This is a genomic window from Vibrio sp. V23_P3S9T160 (genome assembly GCF_963886625.1).
GTDB lineage: Bacteria > Pseudomonadota > Gammaproteobacteria > Enterobacterales > Vibrionaceae > Vibrio > Vibrio anguillarum.
Map to the genome: position 1 here is coordinate 1 of NZ_CAWPDB010000105.1, position 19,292 is coordinate 19,292.

17 protein-coding genes are annotated in these 19,292 nt (G+C 45.1%); 7 read left to right on the forward strand and 10 right to left on the reverse strand.

The features are described 5' to 3' along the window. The first annotated feature begins 239 nt into the window (after positions 1–239). Both AACU59_RS05470 and btsR read left to right on the forward strand, forming a co-directional pair. The gene (locus tag AACU59_RS05470) at positions 240–1,919 is read left to right on the forward strand and encodes a sensor histidine kinase (protein ID WP_026027451.1); all 1,680 of its coding nucleotides are present in this window, start codon (positions 240–242) and stop codon (positions 1,917–1,919) included. Positions 1,920–1,928: 9 nt separating this feature from the next. Further along, positions 1,929–2,645 carry a two-component system response regulator BtsR gene (btsR, locus tag AACU59_RS05475; RefSeq protein WP_017046291.1) on the forward strand — a complete coding sequence of 239 codons (717 nt, stop codon included), beginning with the start codon at positions 1,929–1,931 and terminating at the stop codon, positions 2,643–2,645. 54 nt (positions 2,646–2,699) lie between these two features. Here the strand turns inward: btsR and nagZ are convergent, their stop codons facing one another. Continuing rightward, the gene (gene nagZ, locus AACU59_RS05480; protein WP_094144577.1) at positions 2,700–3,686 is read right to left on the reverse strand and encodes a beta-N-acetylhexosaminidase; all 987 of its coding nucleotides are present in this window, start codon (positions 3,684–3,686) and stop codon (positions 2,700–2,702) included. Between the two features lie 98 nt (positions 3,687–3,784). Here nagZ and AACU59_RS05485 point away from each other — a divergent pair, with 98 nt between their 5' ends. Together AACU59_RS05485 and murQ are read left to right on the forward strand one after the other, a co-directional pair. Continuing rightward, positions 3,785–4,897, forward strand: coding sequence for an anhydro-N-acetylmuramic acid kinase (locus AACU59_RS05485; protein ID WP_176428502.1), 1,113 nt, complete (start codon positions 3,785–3,787; stop codon positions 4,895–4,897). Between the two features lie 15 nt (positions 4,898–4,912). Next, positions 4,913–5,842, forward strand: coding sequence for an N-acetylmuramic acid 6-phosphate etherase (gene murQ, locus AACU59_RS05490; RefSeq protein ID WP_094144579.1), 930 nt, complete (start codon positions 4,913–4,915; stop codon positions 5,840–5,842). 18 nt (positions 5,843–5,860) lie between these two features. Here the strand turns inward: murQ and AACU59_RS05495 are convergent, their stop codons facing one another. Next, the gene (locus AACU59_RS05495; RefSeq protein WP_026027448.1) at positions 5,861–6,202 is read right to left on the reverse strand and encodes a DUF2799 domain-containing protein; all 342 of its coding nucleotides are present in this window, start codon (positions 6,200–6,202) and stop codon (positions 5,861–5,863) included. Positions 6,203–6,445: 243 nt separating this feature from the next. On the opposite strand from AACU59_RS05495, the gene AACU59_RS05500 reads away from it, so the two are divergent. Further along, the gene (locus AACU59_RS05500) at positions 6,446–7,930 is read left to right on the forward strand and encodes a carbon starvation CstA family protein (protein ID WP_017043277.1); all 1,485 of its coding nucleotides are present in this window, start codon (positions 6,446–6,448) and stop codon (positions 7,928–7,930) included. A 95-nt stretch (positions 7,931–8,025) separates the two neighbouring features. Here the strand turns inward: AACU59_RS05500 and ispH are convergent, their stop codons facing one another. The 6 genes from ispH to murJ all read right to left on the reverse strand — a co-directional run bounded on the left by ispH (position 8,026) and on the right by murJ (position 15,633). Further along, positions 8,026–8,988 (reverse strand): 4-hydroxy-3-methylbut-2-enyl diphosphate reductase, encoded by a 963-nt coding sequence (gene ispH / locus AACU59_RS05505; protein WP_013857553.1) that lies wholly within the window; start codon positions 8,986–8,988, stop codon positions 8,026–8,028. Positions 8,989–9,014: 26 nt separating this feature from the next. Next, positions 9,015–9,446: an FKBP-type peptidyl-prolyl cis-trans isomerase gene (fkpB, locus tag AACU59_RS05510; RefSeq protein ID WP_013857554.1), complete on the reverse strand. Its 432-nt coding sequence runs from the start codon at positions 9,444–9,446 to the stop codon at positions 9,015–9,017. A gap of 168 nt (positions 9,447–9,614) precedes the next feature. Then, positions 9,615–10,124 (reverse strand): signal peptidase II, encoded by a 510-nt coding sequence (gene lspA / locus AACU59_RS05515; protein ID WP_026028078.1) that lies wholly within the window; start codon positions 10,122–10,124, stop codon positions 9,615–9,617. 17 nt (positions 10,125–10,141) lie between these two features. Continuing rightward, on the reverse strand, positions 10,142–13,000 hold the full coding sequence (ileS, locus tag AACU59_RS05520) for an isoleucine--tRNA ligase (RefSeq protein ID WP_161437694.1): 2,859 nt from the start codon (positions 12,998–13,000) through the stop codon (positions 10,142–10,144). Positions 13,001–13,063: 63 nt separating this feature from the next. After that, positions 13,064–13,999, reverse strand: a complete 936-nt coding sequence (ribF, locus tag AACU59_RS05525; RefSeq protein ID WP_026028079.1) for a bifunctional riboflavin kinase/FAD synthetase — start codon at positions 13,997–13,999, stop codon at positions 13,064–13,066. 71 nt (positions 14,000–14,070) lie between these two features. Next, a complete protein-coding gene (gene murJ, locus AACU59_RS05530; protein WP_026028080.1) occupies positions 14,071–15,633 on the reverse strand; it encodes a murein biosynthesis integral membrane protein MurJ in 1,563 nt (520 codons plus the stop codon). Positions 15,634–15,890: 257 nt separating this feature from the next. On the opposite strand from murJ, the gene rpsT reads away from it, so the two are divergent. Continuing rightward, positions 15,891–16,151: a 30S ribosomal protein S20 gene (gene rpsT, locus AACU59_RS05535; RefSeq protein WP_026027444.1), complete on the forward strand. Its 261-nt coding sequence runs from the start codon at positions 15,891–15,893 to the stop codon at positions 16,149–16,151. A 152-nt stretch (positions 16,152–16,303) separates the two neighbouring features. Here the strand turns inward: rpsT and AACU59_RS05540 are convergent, their stop codons facing one another. Together AACU59_RS05540 and nhaR are read right to left on the reverse strand one after the other, a co-directional pair. Then, entirely contained in the window at positions 16,304–16,597 is a 294-nt protein-coding gene (locus AACU59_RS05540) for an ArsR/SmtB family transcription factor (protein ID WP_026028082.1), read from the reverse strand. 274 nt (positions 16,598–16,871) lie between these two features. Beyond that, on the reverse strand, positions 16,872–17,762 hold the full coding sequence (gene nhaR, locus AACU59_RS05545) for a transcriptional activator NhaR (protein ID WP_094145765.1): 891 nt from the start codon (positions 17,760–17,762) through the stop codon (positions 16,872–16,874). A gap of 371 nt (positions 17,763–18,133) precedes the next feature. On the opposite strand from nhaR, the gene AACU59_RS05550 reads away from it, so the two are divergent. Then, the gene (locus AACU59_RS05550) at positions 18,134–19,279 is read left to right on the forward strand and encodes a Na/Pi symporter (protein ID WP_017047902.1); all 1,146 of its coding nucleotides are present in this window, start codon (positions 18,134–18,136) and stop codon (positions 19,277–19,279) included. Positions 19,280–19,292: the final 13 nt, after the last annotated feature.

A 19,292-nucleotide genomic window follows, 5' to 3' on the forward strand; every position in this document is an offset into this window, starting at 1 on the left:
TGTATTTATCTTCTATTAAAGCAAAAAATATAAGCTGACGCGTATTTTATTCTCTCTATCTCACCTAAAATAGTGAGGATGAATCGTAAATCATACCCAAAGAGATTGGTGTTACAGTCTGGCCATCCGTACATAAATCCTAATGTATATAGAAAACTCTACGCTTAGGAAAATGAACAAAGCCAATACTACTGTAGCTTCAAGTGAAAAGGGGATCACCAAACCAACGGGTTTTTGACATGGATTTAATTCTTTCCTTACTGCAACAGATGTGTGTTTACCTCGTTCTCGCTTATATGTTGAGTAAAACACCCATTTTCTTGCCGCTGCTTAACATTTCCAGTCGAATTAGCCACAAAATCAGCACCTATGTTTTGTTTTCCCTCTTTTGCATCATGGGCACCTATTTTGGTTTGCAGATCAACGATGCGATTGCCAATACGCGGGCGATAGGTGCCGTCATGGGTGGGTTATTTGGTGGCCCCATTGTGGGGTTTGCGGTTGGATTTACTGGCGGTATGCATCGCTACACTTTAGGCGGTTTTACCGATGTGGCATGCGCCATTTCAACCACTGCAGAAGGGTTGATTGGTGGATTGCTGCACACCTATTTACTGAGAAAGGGCAAAGGGCGACTCCTGTTTAGCCCCAGCATTGTCTTTGCCGTAACACTGTTTGCTGAGATAGTGCAAATGTTGGTAATTTTGTTAGTCGCTAAACCGTTTGTTGATGCATACGCCTTAGTCTCGACCATCGCCGCGCCCATGATCATCGCTAACTCAGTCGGCGCGGCGCTATTCATGAGCATTTTACAAGACAGAAAAACCATTTTTGAAGAGTATTCCGCCACCTTTTCTCGTCGCGCACTGAATATTGCTGAGCGTTCAGTTGGCATTTTGGCCAACGGTTTTAATCCACACAATGCAGGTAAAGTCGCTCGAATTGTTTACGAAATGACCAATGTTGGCGCGGTATCGATCACCGATAGAGAAAAAATACTCGCGTTTATCGGTATTGGTGACGATCACCACAAACCCAATACACCGATCTCATCACAAAGTACACTCGATGCGATCACCAAAAACCGCATTATTTACCTCGACGGAAAAGATTCCCCTTATCAATGCTCACTCTCTAAAAACTGCAAACTCGGTTCAGCGCTAATCATTCCACTTAGAGCAGGTGATCGCGTAATTGGAACCATAAAGCTGTACGAGCCGAAGCGTAAACTTTTTTCAACCATTAACATGTCAATGGCGGAAGGGATTGCACAATTACTGTCGAGCCAAATTCTGTACGGCGAATACCAACAAAAGCAGATGCTGCTTTCTCGCGCCGAGATCAAACTGCTGCATGCTCAAGTCAACCCTCACTTTCTGTTTAATGCGCTCAATACCATTAGTGCCATCACCCGCCGTGATCCCGACAAAGCGCGAGAACTTATCCAGCATCTTTCGCACTTCTTTCGTAGTAACCTCAAACAAAATATTGAGACAGTGACTCTTAAAGAAGAATTAGCACATGTCAAAGCTTACTTAACCATAGAGCAAGCGCGTTTTGCCGATCGCCTTGAAGTGGATATTGCCATCGATGATGCATTACTGCTTGAGCGCAATGTACCCAGTTTTACTCTACAGCCACTGGTAGAAAATGCGATAAAGCACGGCACCTCTAACTTGTTAGAAGGCGGACGGGTACGAATCTACAGCCAAGCGCAAACGGAAGGATACAAAATTGTAGTGGAAGATAATGCGGGCAGTTACCAAGCTCCGAATGAAGATTACGATGGTTTAGGCATGCAAATTGTCAATAAACGCTTAACTAATAAATTTGGCGAACAAGCCGCACTAAAAACGGAAGTATTGGCTAATCAATACACACGAATGAGCTTTCTCATTCCTCATCAAGGATTTAACTAAGGGAATAACATGCTATCGGCACTGGTTATTGATGACGAACTGCTCGCTCGGGAAGAACTGACTGAGCTACTAGAAGAGACGGGCGATGTTGATGTGATTGGTCACGCCAGTAATGCGATCGAAGGGTTAAAAAAAATCAATCAGCTAAAGCCAGACGTGGTGTTTCTCGACATTCAAATGCCACAAGTTACTGGCATTGAGCTGCTAGGGATGCTTGACCCAGATACGATGCCCAATGTGGTGTTTGTCACCGCTTATGATCAGTATGCACTGCAAGCGTTTGAGGAAAATGCGTTTGATTATCTACTCAAGCCAGTTGACCCTGAGCGCTTAAAGAAAACGCTGCAACGTTTAGTTCGCCAAGGGCACAAAAAGCAGGATTTTTCGATTTTATCACCAGCAGGGTTAGATCAAGTTCCCTGCATTGGATTAAATCGAATTGTGATCATTGCCACCAAAGATGTCGAGTTTGCTTTGAGCGACATCAGTGGTGTTCATGTGCAAACCCATTTACAACGAGCCACCAGCCAATTAACGCTCAAAATTTTGGAAGAAAGAACGCCACTGGTTCGTTGTCACCGCCAGTATTTAATCAATACTAGGGCCATTAAAGAGATCAAATTATTGGACAATGGGCTGGCGGAAATCATCACCCTTAGTGATCACAAAGTGCCCGTCAGCCGACGTTATCTAAAAAATTTAAAAGAAGTTCTGGGTTTTCACTAACCGCAACGAATAGAAAATAACGGCGCTGAAGCTTTCACGCACAGCGCCATTTTTTTACTCACCAAGCAGTCGTTTCATCGCTTCTGAGGCTTGTTTCCACTGTTCAGTGCTTTGCAGTTGAGGAAGATTAAAAGCACGACGTTTGAGTAGAGACTCAGCCGCTGGCACGTCCAAAATCGGCAAATTATCCAATACTTCAATTTGAGCTGCGCGTTGATTGCACACTAAAATCATGTCACATCCAGCGGCTAGCGATTGATGCGCGCGCTCGGCAGGACCGCCCATGACAGATGCCCCTTCCATTGTTAAATCATCAGAAAAGACTAATCCTTTGAACCCTAACTGCTGACGAAGTACTTGCTTCAACCAAAACCCAGAGCCGCTGGCCGGTTGATCATCATAGTGAGGATAAATTACATGCGCAGGCATCATGGCATCGAGCACTCCAGCTTCAATCTGCGCTTTGAATATCGCCATGTCTTCTTCCATCACCGTGCTGCGCTCATCATAGGGCGTCTCAAGATGCGAGTCAGCGATTACCCCGCCGTGACCGGGAAAGTGTTTACCTGTTGTTGCCATGCCAGCCTCTTTCATGCCTTGCATATAGGCTGAACTGTGGCGAATGATGCTCTGTACATCATCACCAAAAGCACGATTACCAATCGCTTTACACGCATGACCTTTATCCAGCACAGGAGCAAAACTGAGATCAATATCATGAGCAATCAACTCCGCCGCCATCAGCCAGCCGCCTTGGCGAGCTAATGCTTCACCATTATTCTGCTTGGCATACTGCTGCGCGGCGGGGATCAGCGAAAACCCATCACGAAAACGTTGTACTCGCCCACCTTCTTGATCGACACCAATTAAAATCGGACGTTTTGCTGCGTGGCGAATCGCTTTATTAAGCGCAAGCAACTGCGCGTTATCGTGATAATTACGCGCAAAAAGAATGACCCCGCCGACAGTCGGATGCTCAAGAATCTCGTTGTCTTCAGCGCTCAATTCACAGCCTGCCACATCTAGCCACAACGGTCCCATGCTCACTCCAAAAATTTACTTAAACAGTTAATTTAACGAGGTTATTCGCTTTGAATTTCTATTACAATGATTTTGTTTTCGAGTTGAAGGAGAAGCGAATGAAGAGCATTGAACGCTACATTGGTGTGATGTCTGGCACCAGCATGGATGGTGTCGATACAGCGCTGGTCGAAATGGATGGCAACCAAATTCGTTTATTGGCTCACGCTGATTTCCCAATGCCAGAAGATCTCAAACAGCGTTTGCTGAATGTCTGTATTGGGCAATCAACCAATGTGCAAGAGATTGGCGAGTTAGACCACTTGCTCGGCCATCTGTTTGCTGATGCAGTCATCGCTTTACTGGCTCAATCAGGCTATCAAGCGTGCGATATTCGCGCGATTGGCTGCCATGGCCAAACGGTTTTTCATCAACCCAACGGCAATACGCCTTTTACGATGCAACTCGGTGATGCCAATATTATCAGCAGCAAAACTGGCATCGACACGGTGGCTGATTTTCGGCGCAAAGATATGGCGCTCGGCGGCCAAGGAGCTCCATTAGTCCCTGCATTTCACGACACCATTTTCAAATCAATCGATTCGAGCGTTGTAGTACTCAATATTGGCGGCATCGCTAATATTTCGGTACTGCGGCCGCAGCAAAAAGTATTAGGCTACGATACGGGCCCGGGCAATATGTTGATGGATGCGTGGTGCTTTGAACAGACAGGCCATAAGTTTGATGATAATGGCATGTGGGCGAGATCGGGAAAGGTGCATCAGCCACTACTCGAACGTCTCAATCAAGAGCCGTACCTTGCGTTGAATGCACCGAAAAGTACGGGCCGCGAGCTGTTTAATCTCCCTTGGCTTCAGCAGATACTGGCTGAGTTTTCGTTAGCAGCAGAAGATGTTCAACGTACACTCTGTGAATACACAGCACTCACCATCGCCACGCAAGTCGCTCACTATCAATGTGGGCCTGCGCCGGAATTGCTGCTGTGTGGCGGCGGCGCCCGTAACCCGCTATTGGTTGAACGTCTGCAGGCCCATTTAGCACACTGGCGCATCATGCCCACCAGCGATAAAGGGGTGGATAGTGACTACATGGAAGCGATGGCTTTTGCTTGGCTTGCTCAACGTCGTCTGCATAATTTACCCAGCAATCTACCAGAAGTAACCGGATCAAGCGCTCTCGCTTCGTTGGGTGTGGTCTATTTTGCTCATTAATAAGTAAGGAATGGTATGACTAATGACGCGCTGCTCTCTGCGCTTTCTCACCTTATTTCCGAAGGTCGCAACCCTGACACAATGGATATTGACCTACTATCAGCACAAGAAATTGTAGAACGGCTCAATCAACAAGATAAGCACGTTCCGCTGGCCGTCGAAAAAGTCCTTCCGGAGATCGCCTTAGCCGTGGATCGAATTACCTATGCCTTCAAACATGGTGGTCGATTAATCTATATCGGTGCAGGAACCAGTGGCCGATTAGGCGTTCTTGATGCGTCTGAGTGCCCTCCAACATTTGGAGTTAGCGATCAGATGGTGATTGGTTTGATTGCTGGTGGGAAAGAGGCCATGTTCAGTGCTCAAGAAGGGGCGGAAGATTGCGCAGAACTCGGCATTCAAGATCTCAAAAGCATTCATTTTACGGATCAAGATGTGGTTGTTGGTATTGCCGCTAGTGGGCGCACACCTTATGTCATCGGTGCCTTGGAGTATGCTAATGATTTGGGCGCGACAACCATTGCCCTGTCGTGTAACCCGGACTCCCCGATTGCAGAATTGGCTCAAATAGCCATTAGCCCTGTCGTTGGGCCAGAAGCTCTGACCGGTTCAACGCGCTTAAAATCCGGTACAGCGCAGAAGCTGGTACTCAACATGCTCACCACCGCTAGCATGATCCGTCTTGGTAAGAGTTACCAAAATTTAATGGTCGATGTTAAGGCCACTAACCGAAAACTCATCGCCAGAGCGGTGCGAATTGTGATGCAAGCAACCGACTGTGAACGCGCTGAGGCTGAATACTTATTAGCCCAAAGCAACAACAATGTAAAAGTAGCGATATTGATGCACTTGACGGGATTAAGTTATGCAGAAGCTATGGATAAATTGACTGAGTCTGATGGTTTTCTTCGCCGGGCAATGGAAAGTGAACACGAGAGCCACTAGTGGCTCTCAATCAAAAAGTCAGTTAGAAAACTCATTCCAACCCCGTTGCCATTCCATGCGAAAGCGCTGTGCTTGCTCGGTTCCTTCGCACGCACCTTCATAATATAGTCCTGACAATCCAATTTGATAGGCAAAATTGGGGTTACAATACTCGCTTAGCCCTTTAACGTATCCCGCTTCGTAATCGGCTTGTTGCACCGAACCCAGCTCAGAAAGCTTTTTATAGCTGCGCTGAGTATGACCTGTGACTCCATCTTGATAACCAATTTGTTGCCAATCTCCGTTTTGTGCTAATTCAGCATCAGAGGCCGCACACCCAACCATCAATATAGCAGCGCACAATACACTTAATTTTTTCATTGTTGTCCTTAAGTTCTTATTTTCATTCAATTAGCCTAGCAGATTGCTTGTAAGATGCCACTCATTGCCTCCCAGCAACAAAGCATTATTGATCCAGATGATGAGACGAGCCCTAAACCACTTATTGTGTGAAATAGCCACTTAACTGGCTATAGTGCCGCTCACTGGAAAAGCAGATGTTTCTCGTCACAGAGCCCTTTATTATCCACAGTGAGCTTAATTCATTCATAAAGGACAATTGCTATGATGTGGTTTCTTACCTGTGTCGCAGCCCTACTGGCCGGATACTTTATCTACGGCGCTTTTGTAGAAAAAGTATTTGGTATTAACGAGAACCGTAAAACACCGGCCCACACCATGAGTGATGGCGTGGACTATGTTCCTATGTCGACCAAAAAAGTCTACTTGGTACAATTGCTTAATATTGCTGGCGTAGGCCCAATTTTCGGCCCAATCATGGGCGCACTCTATGGTCCTGCAGCAATGTTGTGGATTGTCGTCGGCTGTATTTTTGCAGGTGCGGTACATGACTACTTTTCAGGCATGTTGTCGGTACGCAATGGCGGCGCTTCAGTGCCCACCATTACCGGCCGCTACCTAGGCAATGGCGCAAAACATTTTATGAACATTTTTGCCATTGTACTATTACTGCTTGTGGGGGTTGTTTTCGTTTCTGCGCCTGCGGGGATGATCACCAATCTGATTAACGAGCAAACGAGTCTAACGGTGAGCATGACCTCAATGGTGGTGATTATTTTCGCTTACTACATTCTCGCCACCATCGTTCCTGTCGATAAAATCATCGGCCGTTTCTACCCACTGTTCGGCGCATTGTTGATCTTTATGTCGGTTGGCTTAATGACCGCGATTGCACTTTCCAGTGAACACACTGTGATGGGCGGTTTTGAAATGAGCGACATGTTCAGCAACATGAACCCGAACGACCTACCACTTTGGCCAGCGCTCTTTATCACGATTGCTTGCGGTGCTATCTCTGGTTTCCATGCAACTCAGTCGCCATTGATGGCTCGCTGTATGGAAAATGAAAAAAATGGCCGCTTCGTGTTTTACGGTGCCATGATTGGTGAAGGCATTATCGCACTTATCTGGTGTGCGATTGCACTCTCTTTCTTTGGCTCATTGGAAGGATTATCAGAAGCAGTGAAAAACGGCGGCCCAGGTAACGTTGTGTACAGCGCATCCTTTGGCTTATTAGGTGTGTTTGGCGGCATCATCGCCTTCTTGGGTGTGGTTATCCTACCAATCACCTCAGGCGACACTGCATTTCGCTCTAGCCGTTTGATCTTGGCTGAATATTTCAATATGGAACAAAAAACGCTGCGTAATCGCTTGTTCATGGCACTGCCGCTGTTTGTTTTGGGTGCCATTCTCACTCAAGTGGATTTCGGTATTATTTGGCGCTACTTCGGTTTTGCCAACCAAACCACAGCAGTAATGATGCTTTGGACCGCTTCCGCCTATTTACTACGCCACAACAAACTGCATTGGATTGCGACTATCCCCGCGATGTTTATGACCACGGTTTGTGCCACCTTCATTCTTAATAACAGTGCATTAGGCTTTGGCTTACCGATGCAAGCATCAACCATTGCCGGTATTTTGTTCTCACTGTCCGTAACCATATATGTAATTAGAATCTCCAAAGGTAAAGGCGACATCGAACTTACCGATGAAGAAAAACCGAAAGCAGTCACAGAAACTGCATAGTGTGAATGACGCTTCGCTTGCGTTATAGAAAAGGGCTTCCATTTGGAAGCCCTTCTTCTTTTATTGGTACGTCTAATTCAAATACTTTTTATTGACTAGTCGATTTGCTTGATTTGCAGCTCTTTGGGCACTTCAAAAAACATGTTCTCTTCTCGTCCAAGCACTTCTTCAACCGATTGAGCACCAAGCTCTTTAATTCGATCTAGGATCTGATTCACTAATGCTTCGGGTGCCGATGCGCCGGCCGTGACGCCAACGGTTTTCTTACCATCAAACCACGTTGGATCAATATCTTCAGGGCAATCAATCAAGTAACCCGGCGTTCCGAGCTTTTCCGCCAATTCTTTTAAACGCGTAGAGTTTGATGAGTTTTTCGAGCCCACCACCACCACCAAATCAACATCCAATGCAAGTTGACGCACCGCATCTTGGCGGTTTTGTGTCGCGTAACAGATATCATCTTTACGTGGTCCCTGAATATCAGGAAACACTTCACGCAATTTATCAATCACATCGGCTGTTTCATCCACCGACAAGGTGGTTTGGCTAACATAATGTAAATTAGTCGGATCTTTAACGATAGCTTTTAGTGATTCAACATCTTCCGGTTTTTCAACCAAGTACATGCCGCCTTTTTTACTGGCGTATTGGCCCATGGTTCCTTCCACTTCAGGATGACCTGCATGGCCAATCAGCACTACTTCCATACTGCGGCGACTGGCTCGAGCCACTTCCATATGCACTTTAGTCACCAAAGGGCAAGTGGCATCAAACACGGTTAATGCACGCGCTTTCGCTTCAAGTCTCACTGCTTGCGAAACGCCATGAGCAGAAAAGATCACAATATTGTCATCAGGTACTTCGTGTAAGTCCTCAACAAAAATGGCCCCGCGCTGCTTCAGCCCTTCCACCACAAAGCGGTTATGCACCACTTCATGTCGTACATAAATCGGAGGCTGATACAGCTCAAGTGCGCGTTCAACGATGCTGATCGCACGATCAACACCGGCGCAAAAACCACGAGGGTTGGCTAACAATATTTTCATTTCATTGCTCATTGAATAGGGTTATCGCAAGTTGCCAATTATTCTACAGACAAAATTTCAACATCAAAAATGACATCTTGTCCTGCAAGTGGGTGGTTAAAATCAACCGTCACCGAATCGCCCGCAATAGCGGTGATAATACCAGGAATTTCTAAGCCATCGCGGCCACTAAACGCCATAATCGTGCCAACTTCCACCTCAGTATTACCGGCAAATTTGGCGCGATCCATATGGTGGATGTTATCTGGGTTAGACAAACCAAACGCGTCTTCGGCTTTTAACTCAATGGTTTTGGATTCTCCGGCACTCAGACCGATTAAGCACAACTCAAAATTGTCGCTTAGACTGCCATCACCAATAACCAATTTCGCTGGTTTGCCCATATTATGAGTGCTATCCGCAATAGAGCCATCTTTTAATTTAATGGTGAAGTGTAGGGTTACCGCACTGTTTGCTTTTATTGTCGTCACGTGATTTCTCTTTATTTATTTTAGTGTAGAGACAAGTCATCCATAACGACATAAAAATGCCCGTTTTTAGTACGCCTATCGCCACCGTATTTTTAGAGATGAAGAGTAAACAAAAAGCGCCACCTGAATCAACAGACAGCGCTTAGGGTTATTCAACTATTTTAGCCATTATGAGTGCGCATCGTCTTTTTTACGAAAGCCATCAAGGATAATCATTGCTGCACCAAGGCAAATGGCACTGTCAGCCAAGTTAAACGCTGGCCAGTGATAATTGCCCCAGTAGAAATCAAGATAATCAACCACAAAACCGTGCACGATACGATCAAACACGTTGCCGATTGCGCCACCAATAATCATGGCATAAGCGATATTATGCCACTTCTCTTGCGCAGGCAGCTTACTCATCCAGTAAGTGAGGAGCCCCGTCACCGCAAAGGCAATAGCGGTAAACAACCAACGTTGCCAACCCGCTTGATCGCCTAAAAAGCTAAATGCCGCACCATAGTTATGTACATAAAGTAGGTTAAAAAAAGGCATTACTTCGATGCGATTTGCCCAACCATACCCCATGTTATCCATGACCATCAGCTTTATACCGACATCAAGGGTAAAGACCAGAAGCGCTAGCCATAGCCAGCGAACTCCTGATTGTTTCCAAGTAAGCGTCTGCTCTGCCATATTGAATCCCAATATTATTAAGCGAACTTACGAACTTCGCCTTCACCATCCACGTTCGACACACAACGGCCACAAATAGTTTCATGACCAGTGATAGTGCCAACGTCAGGAGTATGATGCCAACAGCGATCGCACTTCTCTGCTTCGGTTGCGCTCACCAACACAAACAAACCTGCAGTTTCCGTTGCTTGTGCCGCATCGCTTTTCTCAGCCAGAGGCTTCACTATCGCTTTTGATGTCAGCAGTACAAAACGCAGTTCATCTTCAAGCTTGTTTAACTGAGCCACTAAAGCGTCATCAGCAAACAGCACCACTTCAGCTTGTAATGAGCCACCAATGATTTTTTCACTGCGAGCAGTTTCAAGCAACTTGTTCACCGAGCTACGAACTTTTTGCATCTCTGCCCAAAATTCATTGTTCAACTCTTCGCCTTCAGTTAACCCAAACAGACCTTCAAACCACTCACCCGTAAAGACAAATTTTTCACGCGGCTCGCCATTAGCTTGCATCGCTGGCATTTCGTTCCAAATTTCATCAGCCGTAAATGACATGATCGGTGCCATCCAACGAACCAAAGCCTCAACGATGTAATACAGCGCCGTTTGACAGCTACGCTGTGCATGTGCACCTTGTTTAGCGGTGTATTGGCGATCTTTAATCACATCAAGGTAGAACGAACCCATTTCAATTGAGCAGAAGTGCATCAAACGTTGGATCACGCCATGCGTATTATACTCTTCATATGCTTTGACAATTTCTTGTTGCGCCGCAAAGGCACGGCCTACGGCCCAGCGATCCAGCGACACCATCTCGTCAGCTGCAACCATATCCGTTGCTGGGTTAAATCCATTGAGGTTGGCTAAGAAGAAACGTGCTGTATTACGGATACGGCGATAAGCATCCGCCGAACGTTTTAGAATTTCGTCAGAAACCGCCACTTCACCAGTGTAATCAGTCGATGCAACCCATAGACGCAGGATGTCTGCACCCAGTTTATTGGTGACATCTTTTGGCGCAACCACGTTGCCGATTGATTTTGACATCTTGCGGCCATGACCATCGACCACAAAGCCATGCGTCAATACTTGTTTGTAAGGCGCAGCACCTTTCATTGCTACCGATGAAATCAATGAAGATTGGAACCAACCACGATGCTGATCTGAACCTTCAAGGTACAGATCTGCACCGTGGCCATTGAACTCTTCACGCTTATCAACAACGGCGTAGTGAGTCACACCAGAGTCGAACCACACATCCAGTGTATCGAGTACTTTTTCGTAATGCTTGGCATCTTCCTCGCCCAAGATCTCAGCAGTGTCGACATCCCACCACGCTTGAATCCCTTTTTGTTCTACCAATTGCGCCACTGTTTCAATCAGCACAGGGCTATTAGGATGAAGTTCTGCCGTCTCTTTATGCACAAATAGCGCAATCGGTACACCCCAAGTACGCTGACGAGAAATACACCATTCAGGACGACCTTCAATCATTGCTTCGATGCGGCTTTGACCCCATTCCGGCATCCATTGTACGCCTTTGATCGATTCTAGAGCTTGGGCGCGCAGACCGGCTTGCTCCATAGAGACAAACCATTGTGGTGTTGCACGGAAAATGATTGGGGTTTTATGACGCCAGCAATGAGGATAACTATGCTCGTAGGCATGGTGGTGCAACAAAGCACCTTTTTCTTTCAGTACTTCAAGTACAGAGTCATTCGCTTTAAACACATGTTGACCAGCAAATAGCTCGGTGTCTGCTAGATATACGCCGTTTGAACCGACAGGGTTGGCTACTTCAAGGCCGTATTGCTGACCGACCACGAAGTCTTCTTGACCATGACCAGGTGCAGTATGAACGACACCAGTACCCGATTCAGTAGTTACGTGCTCACCCAAAATCGCAGGCACAGTAAATGCGTAAAATGGATGATTAAAAGGCATTAGTTCTAGGTCTGCACCTCGGCAAAAACCAAGGTTGTGGTAATGACTGATGCCAGCACGATCCATGACACTTTTTGCAAGTTCTGACGCAACGATAATGCGTTCAGCAGGGCGTTCACCGTCTGCTTCAATTTGCAACAAAACATATTCAAGATCATCACGTAAGCAGACTGCGCGGTTAGCTGGCAAGGTCCAAGGTGTGGTTGTCCAAATGACAATCGACACTTCACCGTGGCCGGCGTGATCAGCCGCGAGCGTGAACTTTTCAAGCAGCGCCGCTTCATCGGCTGCTTTGAATCGTACGTCAATCGAAGGTGACACTTTATCTTTGTATTCAACTTCCGCTTCAGCCAGTGCTGAACCACAATCAGTACACCAGTGAACAGGTTTGAAACCTTTCAGCAGGTGGCCTTTATCGGCAATTTTACCCAATGCGCGAATAATGTTCGCCTCGGTGGCGAAATCCATGGTGCGATAAGGTTTATCCCACTCACCCATGATGCCCAAACGCTTAAAGCTCTCTTTCTGGCCTTCCACTTGACCTGCTGCATATTCACGGCATTTTTCACGAAACTCAGCCGCGGTCACTTTCTGGCCCGGTTTGCCGACTTTTTTCTCTACCATCAATTCGATAGGTAGGCCGTGACAGTCCCAACCGGGGATGTAAGGCGCGTCAAAACCGGATAAGGTTTTCGATTTGATAATAATGTCTTTAAGAATCTTATTCAGTGCGTGACCAATATGAATATCACCGTTGGCATAAGGAGGGCCATCGTGCAATACGAAAGATTTTTTGCCTTTTTTGGCTTTACGGATTTCGCCGTAAAGATCTTCTTGATACCAACGCTTTAACATTTCTGGCTCACGTTTAGCCAGATCGCCACGCATTGGAAACCCTGTTTCAGGTAGGTTCAGGGTATCTTTATAATCACTCATCGATTCTTAATTCCGTTATATTGGGCGACGTTAGACATGATATTAATCGGTGGAATAATCCGACTAATTCTTTAGCTGATGCAACCACACCCTTGCCGCATCAGCATCCAATTCAATTTGTTGCTTTAACGCTCCAAAAGATTCAAATTTCTTTTCATCTCGAAGCTTATGTAAAAGTGCCACTTCTAGCTGTTTGCCATATAAATTGGCATGAAAGTCAAACAAGTGTACTTCAAGTTGTTGGCGAACCCCGTTGACTGTTGGCCTATTACCAATATTGGCAATTCCTCCGATGGGCGAATTATCAAGGCCATAGACATTGACGACGTAAACACCAGAGACCGGTGAAACACAGCGCTTAAGCGGAATGTTCGCTGTAGGGAAACCAATGGTTCGCCCTAACTTTTGACCATGCGACACTCGACCACTGATACCGTAATCACGACCGAGCATCTGCTTAGCTAACACTAAGTCATCGCTTGCTAAAGCGTTACGAATAGCAGTACTACTCACTCTTTGTTGTTGCAAGCAAAAACTGTGGGTACTTACCACCTCAAAACCGAACTGTTGCCCAGCTTGCTGCAGCATACTGAAATTACCTTGGCGATTTTTACCAAAACAAAAATCATCACCAATCACCAGAAACTTAACACCCAACTGAGCGACCAACAAGTCACGAATAAAAGCTTCTGCCGTTAAATTAGCAAAGTGCTGGTTAAAATTCACACATAACAATCTGTCAACCGACTGCTTGTTCAATTGCACAAATTTATCACGTAATCGAGTTAATCTAGCTGGTGCATTGTGCTTGGCAAATAATTCTAATGGCTGTGGTTCAAACGTCATGACCACCGAAGGTAAACCCAATAATTGCGCTTTCTTGGATACTTGCTTCAAAACTTGCTGATGTCCTAAATGAACACCATCAAAGTTTCCGATGGTTAATACACAGCCATGATGCTGTGGCTTGATATTGTGAATGCCGCGAATCAATTCCATTAGAAAATGCTTAAAACCTATAGTTCTCAATTAGCAAGGTGCGAAACCGACGGATTATATACTAATCACCATTAATCTGTCGCCGCTTTTAAGTCTTTTAAACGCACGCCAAGCACGGCTAGGCAAAGCAAATAACTGACCGCACCGATACTGATCAGCATCACCAATGATGTAGCCCTCTGTGTCAGGCTCCACTCTAGCCACGTTGACATTTCTTCCAATTGCCAAACAATGACCACAACCATCGCACTGCTGGCCACCATTAAGCGAATAATAAAACCAATAGTTTTACGGGTGATCTGATACACCCCTTGCACATGTAACCCTCTGTAAAGCAGTGCCATGTTGATAAAAGCAGATAATGACGTAGCTAACGCCAAACCAACATAACTTAAATGCCACGCTAAAAGCGCATTGAAGACCATATTAGAGATCATGGCGATAATGCCATAACGAACTGGCGTTTTGGTGTCTTGCCGAGAGTAGTACCCTGGTGCAAGCACTTTGATCAGCATAAAACTGATCAAGCCCAAACCAAATGCATAGAGTGACAACGCCGTTTGATTGACATCATTCGGGGTAAACTCACCTCGCATAAATAGCACCATAAGCATCGGTTTTGCCAACACAATCAGGCCTAACATCGCAGGAAAACCGAGCAGACAAACCATACGAATACCCCAATCCATAGTTTGCGAAAATCCTTCGCTGTGGGCATCAACATGTTTACGGGATAATGCGGGCAAAATAACGGTAGCGATCGCAATACCAAATAAGCCTAACGGAAATTCTAGCAAACGGTCTGAATAGTAAAGCCAGCTGATGGAGCCCGTTTGTAAGAAGCTGGCAATGAAGGTGTCCAGCAATAAGTTAATTTGACTGACCGATACCCCAAAAAGAGCGGGCAACATCAAAGTGCGAATTTTCACAACCCCCGGTTCATTCCAACCCCATTGAGGCCAAACCAATAAACCTGCTTTGAGCAAAAATGGAATTTGAAATAGAAACTGGACCAATCCCCCAAGAAGGACGCCAATCGCCAAGCCAATTTCCGGTTGCTGCAAGTGCGGCGACAAAAACCAAGCGCAACCGATGATCATCACATTCAAAAATACAGGGGTAAAAGAAGAGACGGCAAATTTGCCCAGGGTATTGAGAATCGCTCCTGATAAAGCAACAAAAGTGATGAACCATAAGTAAGGAAAAGTGATTTTTAATAATAAACTCGCAAGCTCAAACTTATGCGCATCAGGACCATCATTAAGCCAATCTAAAAACCAACCAGCCCCAAACAGTGCCGTGACCGCACCAGAGCATAAGATCCCCACAACAGTCACCAAAGTGACAATCACCCCCAATGTGCCAGATGCTTTAGCAATCAGCTCGCGTGTTTTATTGATATCTCCGGATGAATGGTATTCTGTCAGTACTGGAACAAATGCTTGAGAAAACGCCCCTTCGGCAAATAGCCGACGTAAAAAGTTAGGAATTTTATTAGCAAAGAAAAAAACATCGGCACTCGCACCTGCCCCCATCAAATTCGCAACAACTACGTCACGAACTAGACCCAACACACGAGAAATCAACGTCATAGCACTGACAATCAAGCCAGATTTGAGTAGGCGTTTGCTCACTATTACCTCGAAAAACAAGCCAAAACGTCATTATCCACAGCAACACATAAGGAATGTCAGTGCGAGATCAGATAAGTATTAGCATTGGAAAAAAAATACTGTTAGAATCCCCGCATCTTAACCGCGATGACCTTCCTATACCAAAATTTGTTTGGCCTAGAACGGTTTTTGCACAAATCATTTGACAATTGAGAGCAAATAAGGGATATTCCCCGCCCTTAAATTGTCACCGAACTAAGTTTTTGGGAGTTAGACCCTTGGCAAATAGTAAATCTGCTAAGAAGCGCGCTATCCAAGCTGAGAAACGTCGTCAGCATAATGCTAGCCGTCGTTCTATGATGCGCACTTACATGAAGAAAACCATCGCAGCTATCGCAGCTGGCGATAAAGAAGCTGCAACTGCTGCATTTGCTGCAGTTACACCAATCCTTGACCGTATGTCGACTAAAGGTCTTGTTCACAAGAACAAAGCTGCTCGCCATAAGTCTCGTTTCGCTGCAGCAATCAAAGCTCTATAATTTAGACTTGGTTCCACGCGAAAATAAAAACCGGCTAAGGCCGGTTTTTTTATATCTGCAGCGTCAAGTAAAGTATTTACTCTAATTTCAATATAAAAAAATCCGAACTATGTTACTGAAACATAATTTCGGATTGTGTATTTTTCAAAACACTAGCGGCAGTATAAACCGTGTAACAACTCAATCATCGCCTTGATCTCATGGCTGCTGAGTGTGTAGTAAACCGTCTGAGCTTCTTTTCTTGTATCCACTAACCCATCTCTTCTTAACCAAGCAAGATGCTGCGAAAGTGCCGATTGACTCAATTCTAATTTCCCACATAGCTCACCAACCGACAGTTCTTGATTGTGTAATAAACACAATATTTGTAGGCGTCTTTCGTTAGCCATAGCCTTTAACAACACCACTGCTTTAGCGGAATTTTTTTCCATTTCTTGTAGGTTCATGAATAAGCTCCCTTGGAACAACTTCTTACATCAAACGCATCACAAGTTTGCATCTTCCTTAACCCAACAGGTTATGAGTTTATAAGTAAGGTTAGTACCTTTTTCTACGTAGTTTAATTGTTATACCGTTTATGACGGCAACCATTCAATAGAGCGTCAATAACGGCATCAGAAGGCGTATAACCAGTTTAGATTAGTATTACTTGGCAAGCGATAATTAATAATATTGCTAGATAATGAGATAGTAATCTATTTATCGTTAGTAGTGAAAGCATCATACAAACAAATTATTAAAATCTGCATCGCAAACATTTTTCACTGCCGGATGTTGGATCATCCTCTCAGCAAAAATGACGTAGTACTCTTCTTTTAAATCATCAATCTGACCAATGAGTTGCAAAGGAAGATCATCACCAACTTCAGTCACATAGATTGAGGGCGCTAAAAAAATCACATCATGATGATAACGCGCAAAAGCTTTCATCAATGCCGCATCATCAAACTCCCCCAGAATATTCGGCTTCAGGCCTTGACGGTCAAACCATTGCAATAGATTACGCCCCATCGCGGTTCGGCTTCCCGGTATCAACAACTTTCTCTGCTCTAAAATGGCGGGAAAAGAGACATTTTCAACCTTGCCTGAACAAAAAAAACTCATGTGACTCTCACCCAATTTTTTGCTGAACAGGCCCGGGCTTTGGCTGGAATCGACGGGATAATCAGAGAGGATCATATCCAACTTGTGTTGTGAAAGTTGCTCTAACAACATTTCATGGGTCGATTCAAAACAACGCAAGTGGATACTGCTATCGGCCGGGACCGTCGTCATCAGTATTTTACTGACAAGCCGTTTAGAGAGGGCATCCGCCACTCCTACATCAAACAGCAGGTTAGAGCGCTGACTATAATTGACAATATCGAGCATCTCATAACTTAAGCCGAACATCCGGTCAGCATATTTAAAAACCAGTTGTCCAAGTTCTGTCGGTTCAATGCTACGGCCATTACGCTTAGTAAGCTTACCATCCATGCGCTCTTCAAAAGCCTTAATTTGCCCAGTGACGGTTTGCGGAGTCAAGAAGAGTGCTTCTGCAGCTTTAGTGACCGATCCCTGCTTGCATACCATCCAGAAGTAGTAAAGATGATTGTAGTTGAGGTGAAACATGATAAGGACACTCAATTTTATCTGGTCGTTGTTTATAACAAACCCAAACCAAATGAGCAATTAACTCGGAAAAACCGAACTTAAGAACGTTAGCTAATCTTAATACCGAGCAGTTAGAGTTCAAAAATGACAACTTCGTCATAAAATATCTAAAACTAGCGTCCCTCGCTCTCCTCCTCCACGTTGTTAACGTCGCATAACATCATGAAAACTCAATAAATAAAGAATTAAAAGTCACCGTGAAACTTGTTTTTATCAGAGTTATCAATGAGAAACTCACTGTCATATAAATGAAATAATTATTCTCTACTATCTCGCTCAGATTCAACAACAGACCGAACAACACTCAAAAGGTCAATGGAGAAAAGAAAATGAACCAAGCGACAACTACTGCTGCACCCATTGCGAGTACCACTCGTTGGCTGCGTTGGGCGAACTTGGCATTCATGCTCTACCTACTGCTACTTGCAGTGGCGATGGTAGGTAGTGGATTTAAATGGGCGACAGGTGATCAAGCTAAGGTACTGTTTGAGTTTGCCTCACACCCAATAGCGGGGTTGATGATAGGGTTAGTCGCCACAGCATTGATTCAATCTTCAAGCACCGTAACCTCTATCATTGTCGGTCTTGTGGCTGGCGGATTACCTGTTGAAATGGCGATCCCAATGGTCATGGGTGCCAATATTGGCACCACAGTAACCAACACGCTTGTTAGCCTTGGACACGTTCGTTGCCAAGTCGAATTTAAACGCGCTTTTGCAAGTGCAACAATTCACGACTTCTTTAATCTTTTGGCGGTACTGATTTTCCTACCGTTAGAGATGATGTTTGGTATTTTAGAGAAAATTTCTCATTGGCTTGTGTCACCTTTGCTCTCTACTGGTGATATGAGCATGAAAGGACTCGATTTTATCAAACCTATCACGAGCCCAATTATCACGGCACTAAAAGGCCAACTGATCACTTTTGGTGAAGTTGTAGGTGGCGTGATGTTGATTGTACTTGGTATTGCGACCATTTTTGTGGCTATCACTGTCATGGGTAAGCTCATGAAGAGTTTGATGGTGGGTCGTGCGAAAGAGATACTCAAAGATGCCATTGGGCGCGGACCGCTGCACGGTATCCTTTCAGGTTCAATCGTCACTGTATTGGTTCAATCTTCTTCAACCACCACCAGTTTAATGGTTCCGCTGGTCGGCACTGGTGTATTGAAAGTACGCGATGTTTACCCATTCACTTTAGGGGCTAATATTGGCACTTGCATTACCGCCCTACTCGCGGCAACGGCCGTTTCTGGTGAGTTTGCGGTATTTGCCTTGCAAATTGCTTTAGTCCACTTAACCTTTAATGTATTAGCCACTGTGTTGATCTATGGGGTTCCATTTTTACGCGAACTGCCAATTAAAGGCGCCGAAATGATTGCTGAGATGGCAACAAAGAATAAAGCGGTCGTTGCGGGTTATTTACTATCGGTCTTTATCATTATGCCTGGCGGTATACTGGCACTAACGGCTTAAGTAACGAACAAAC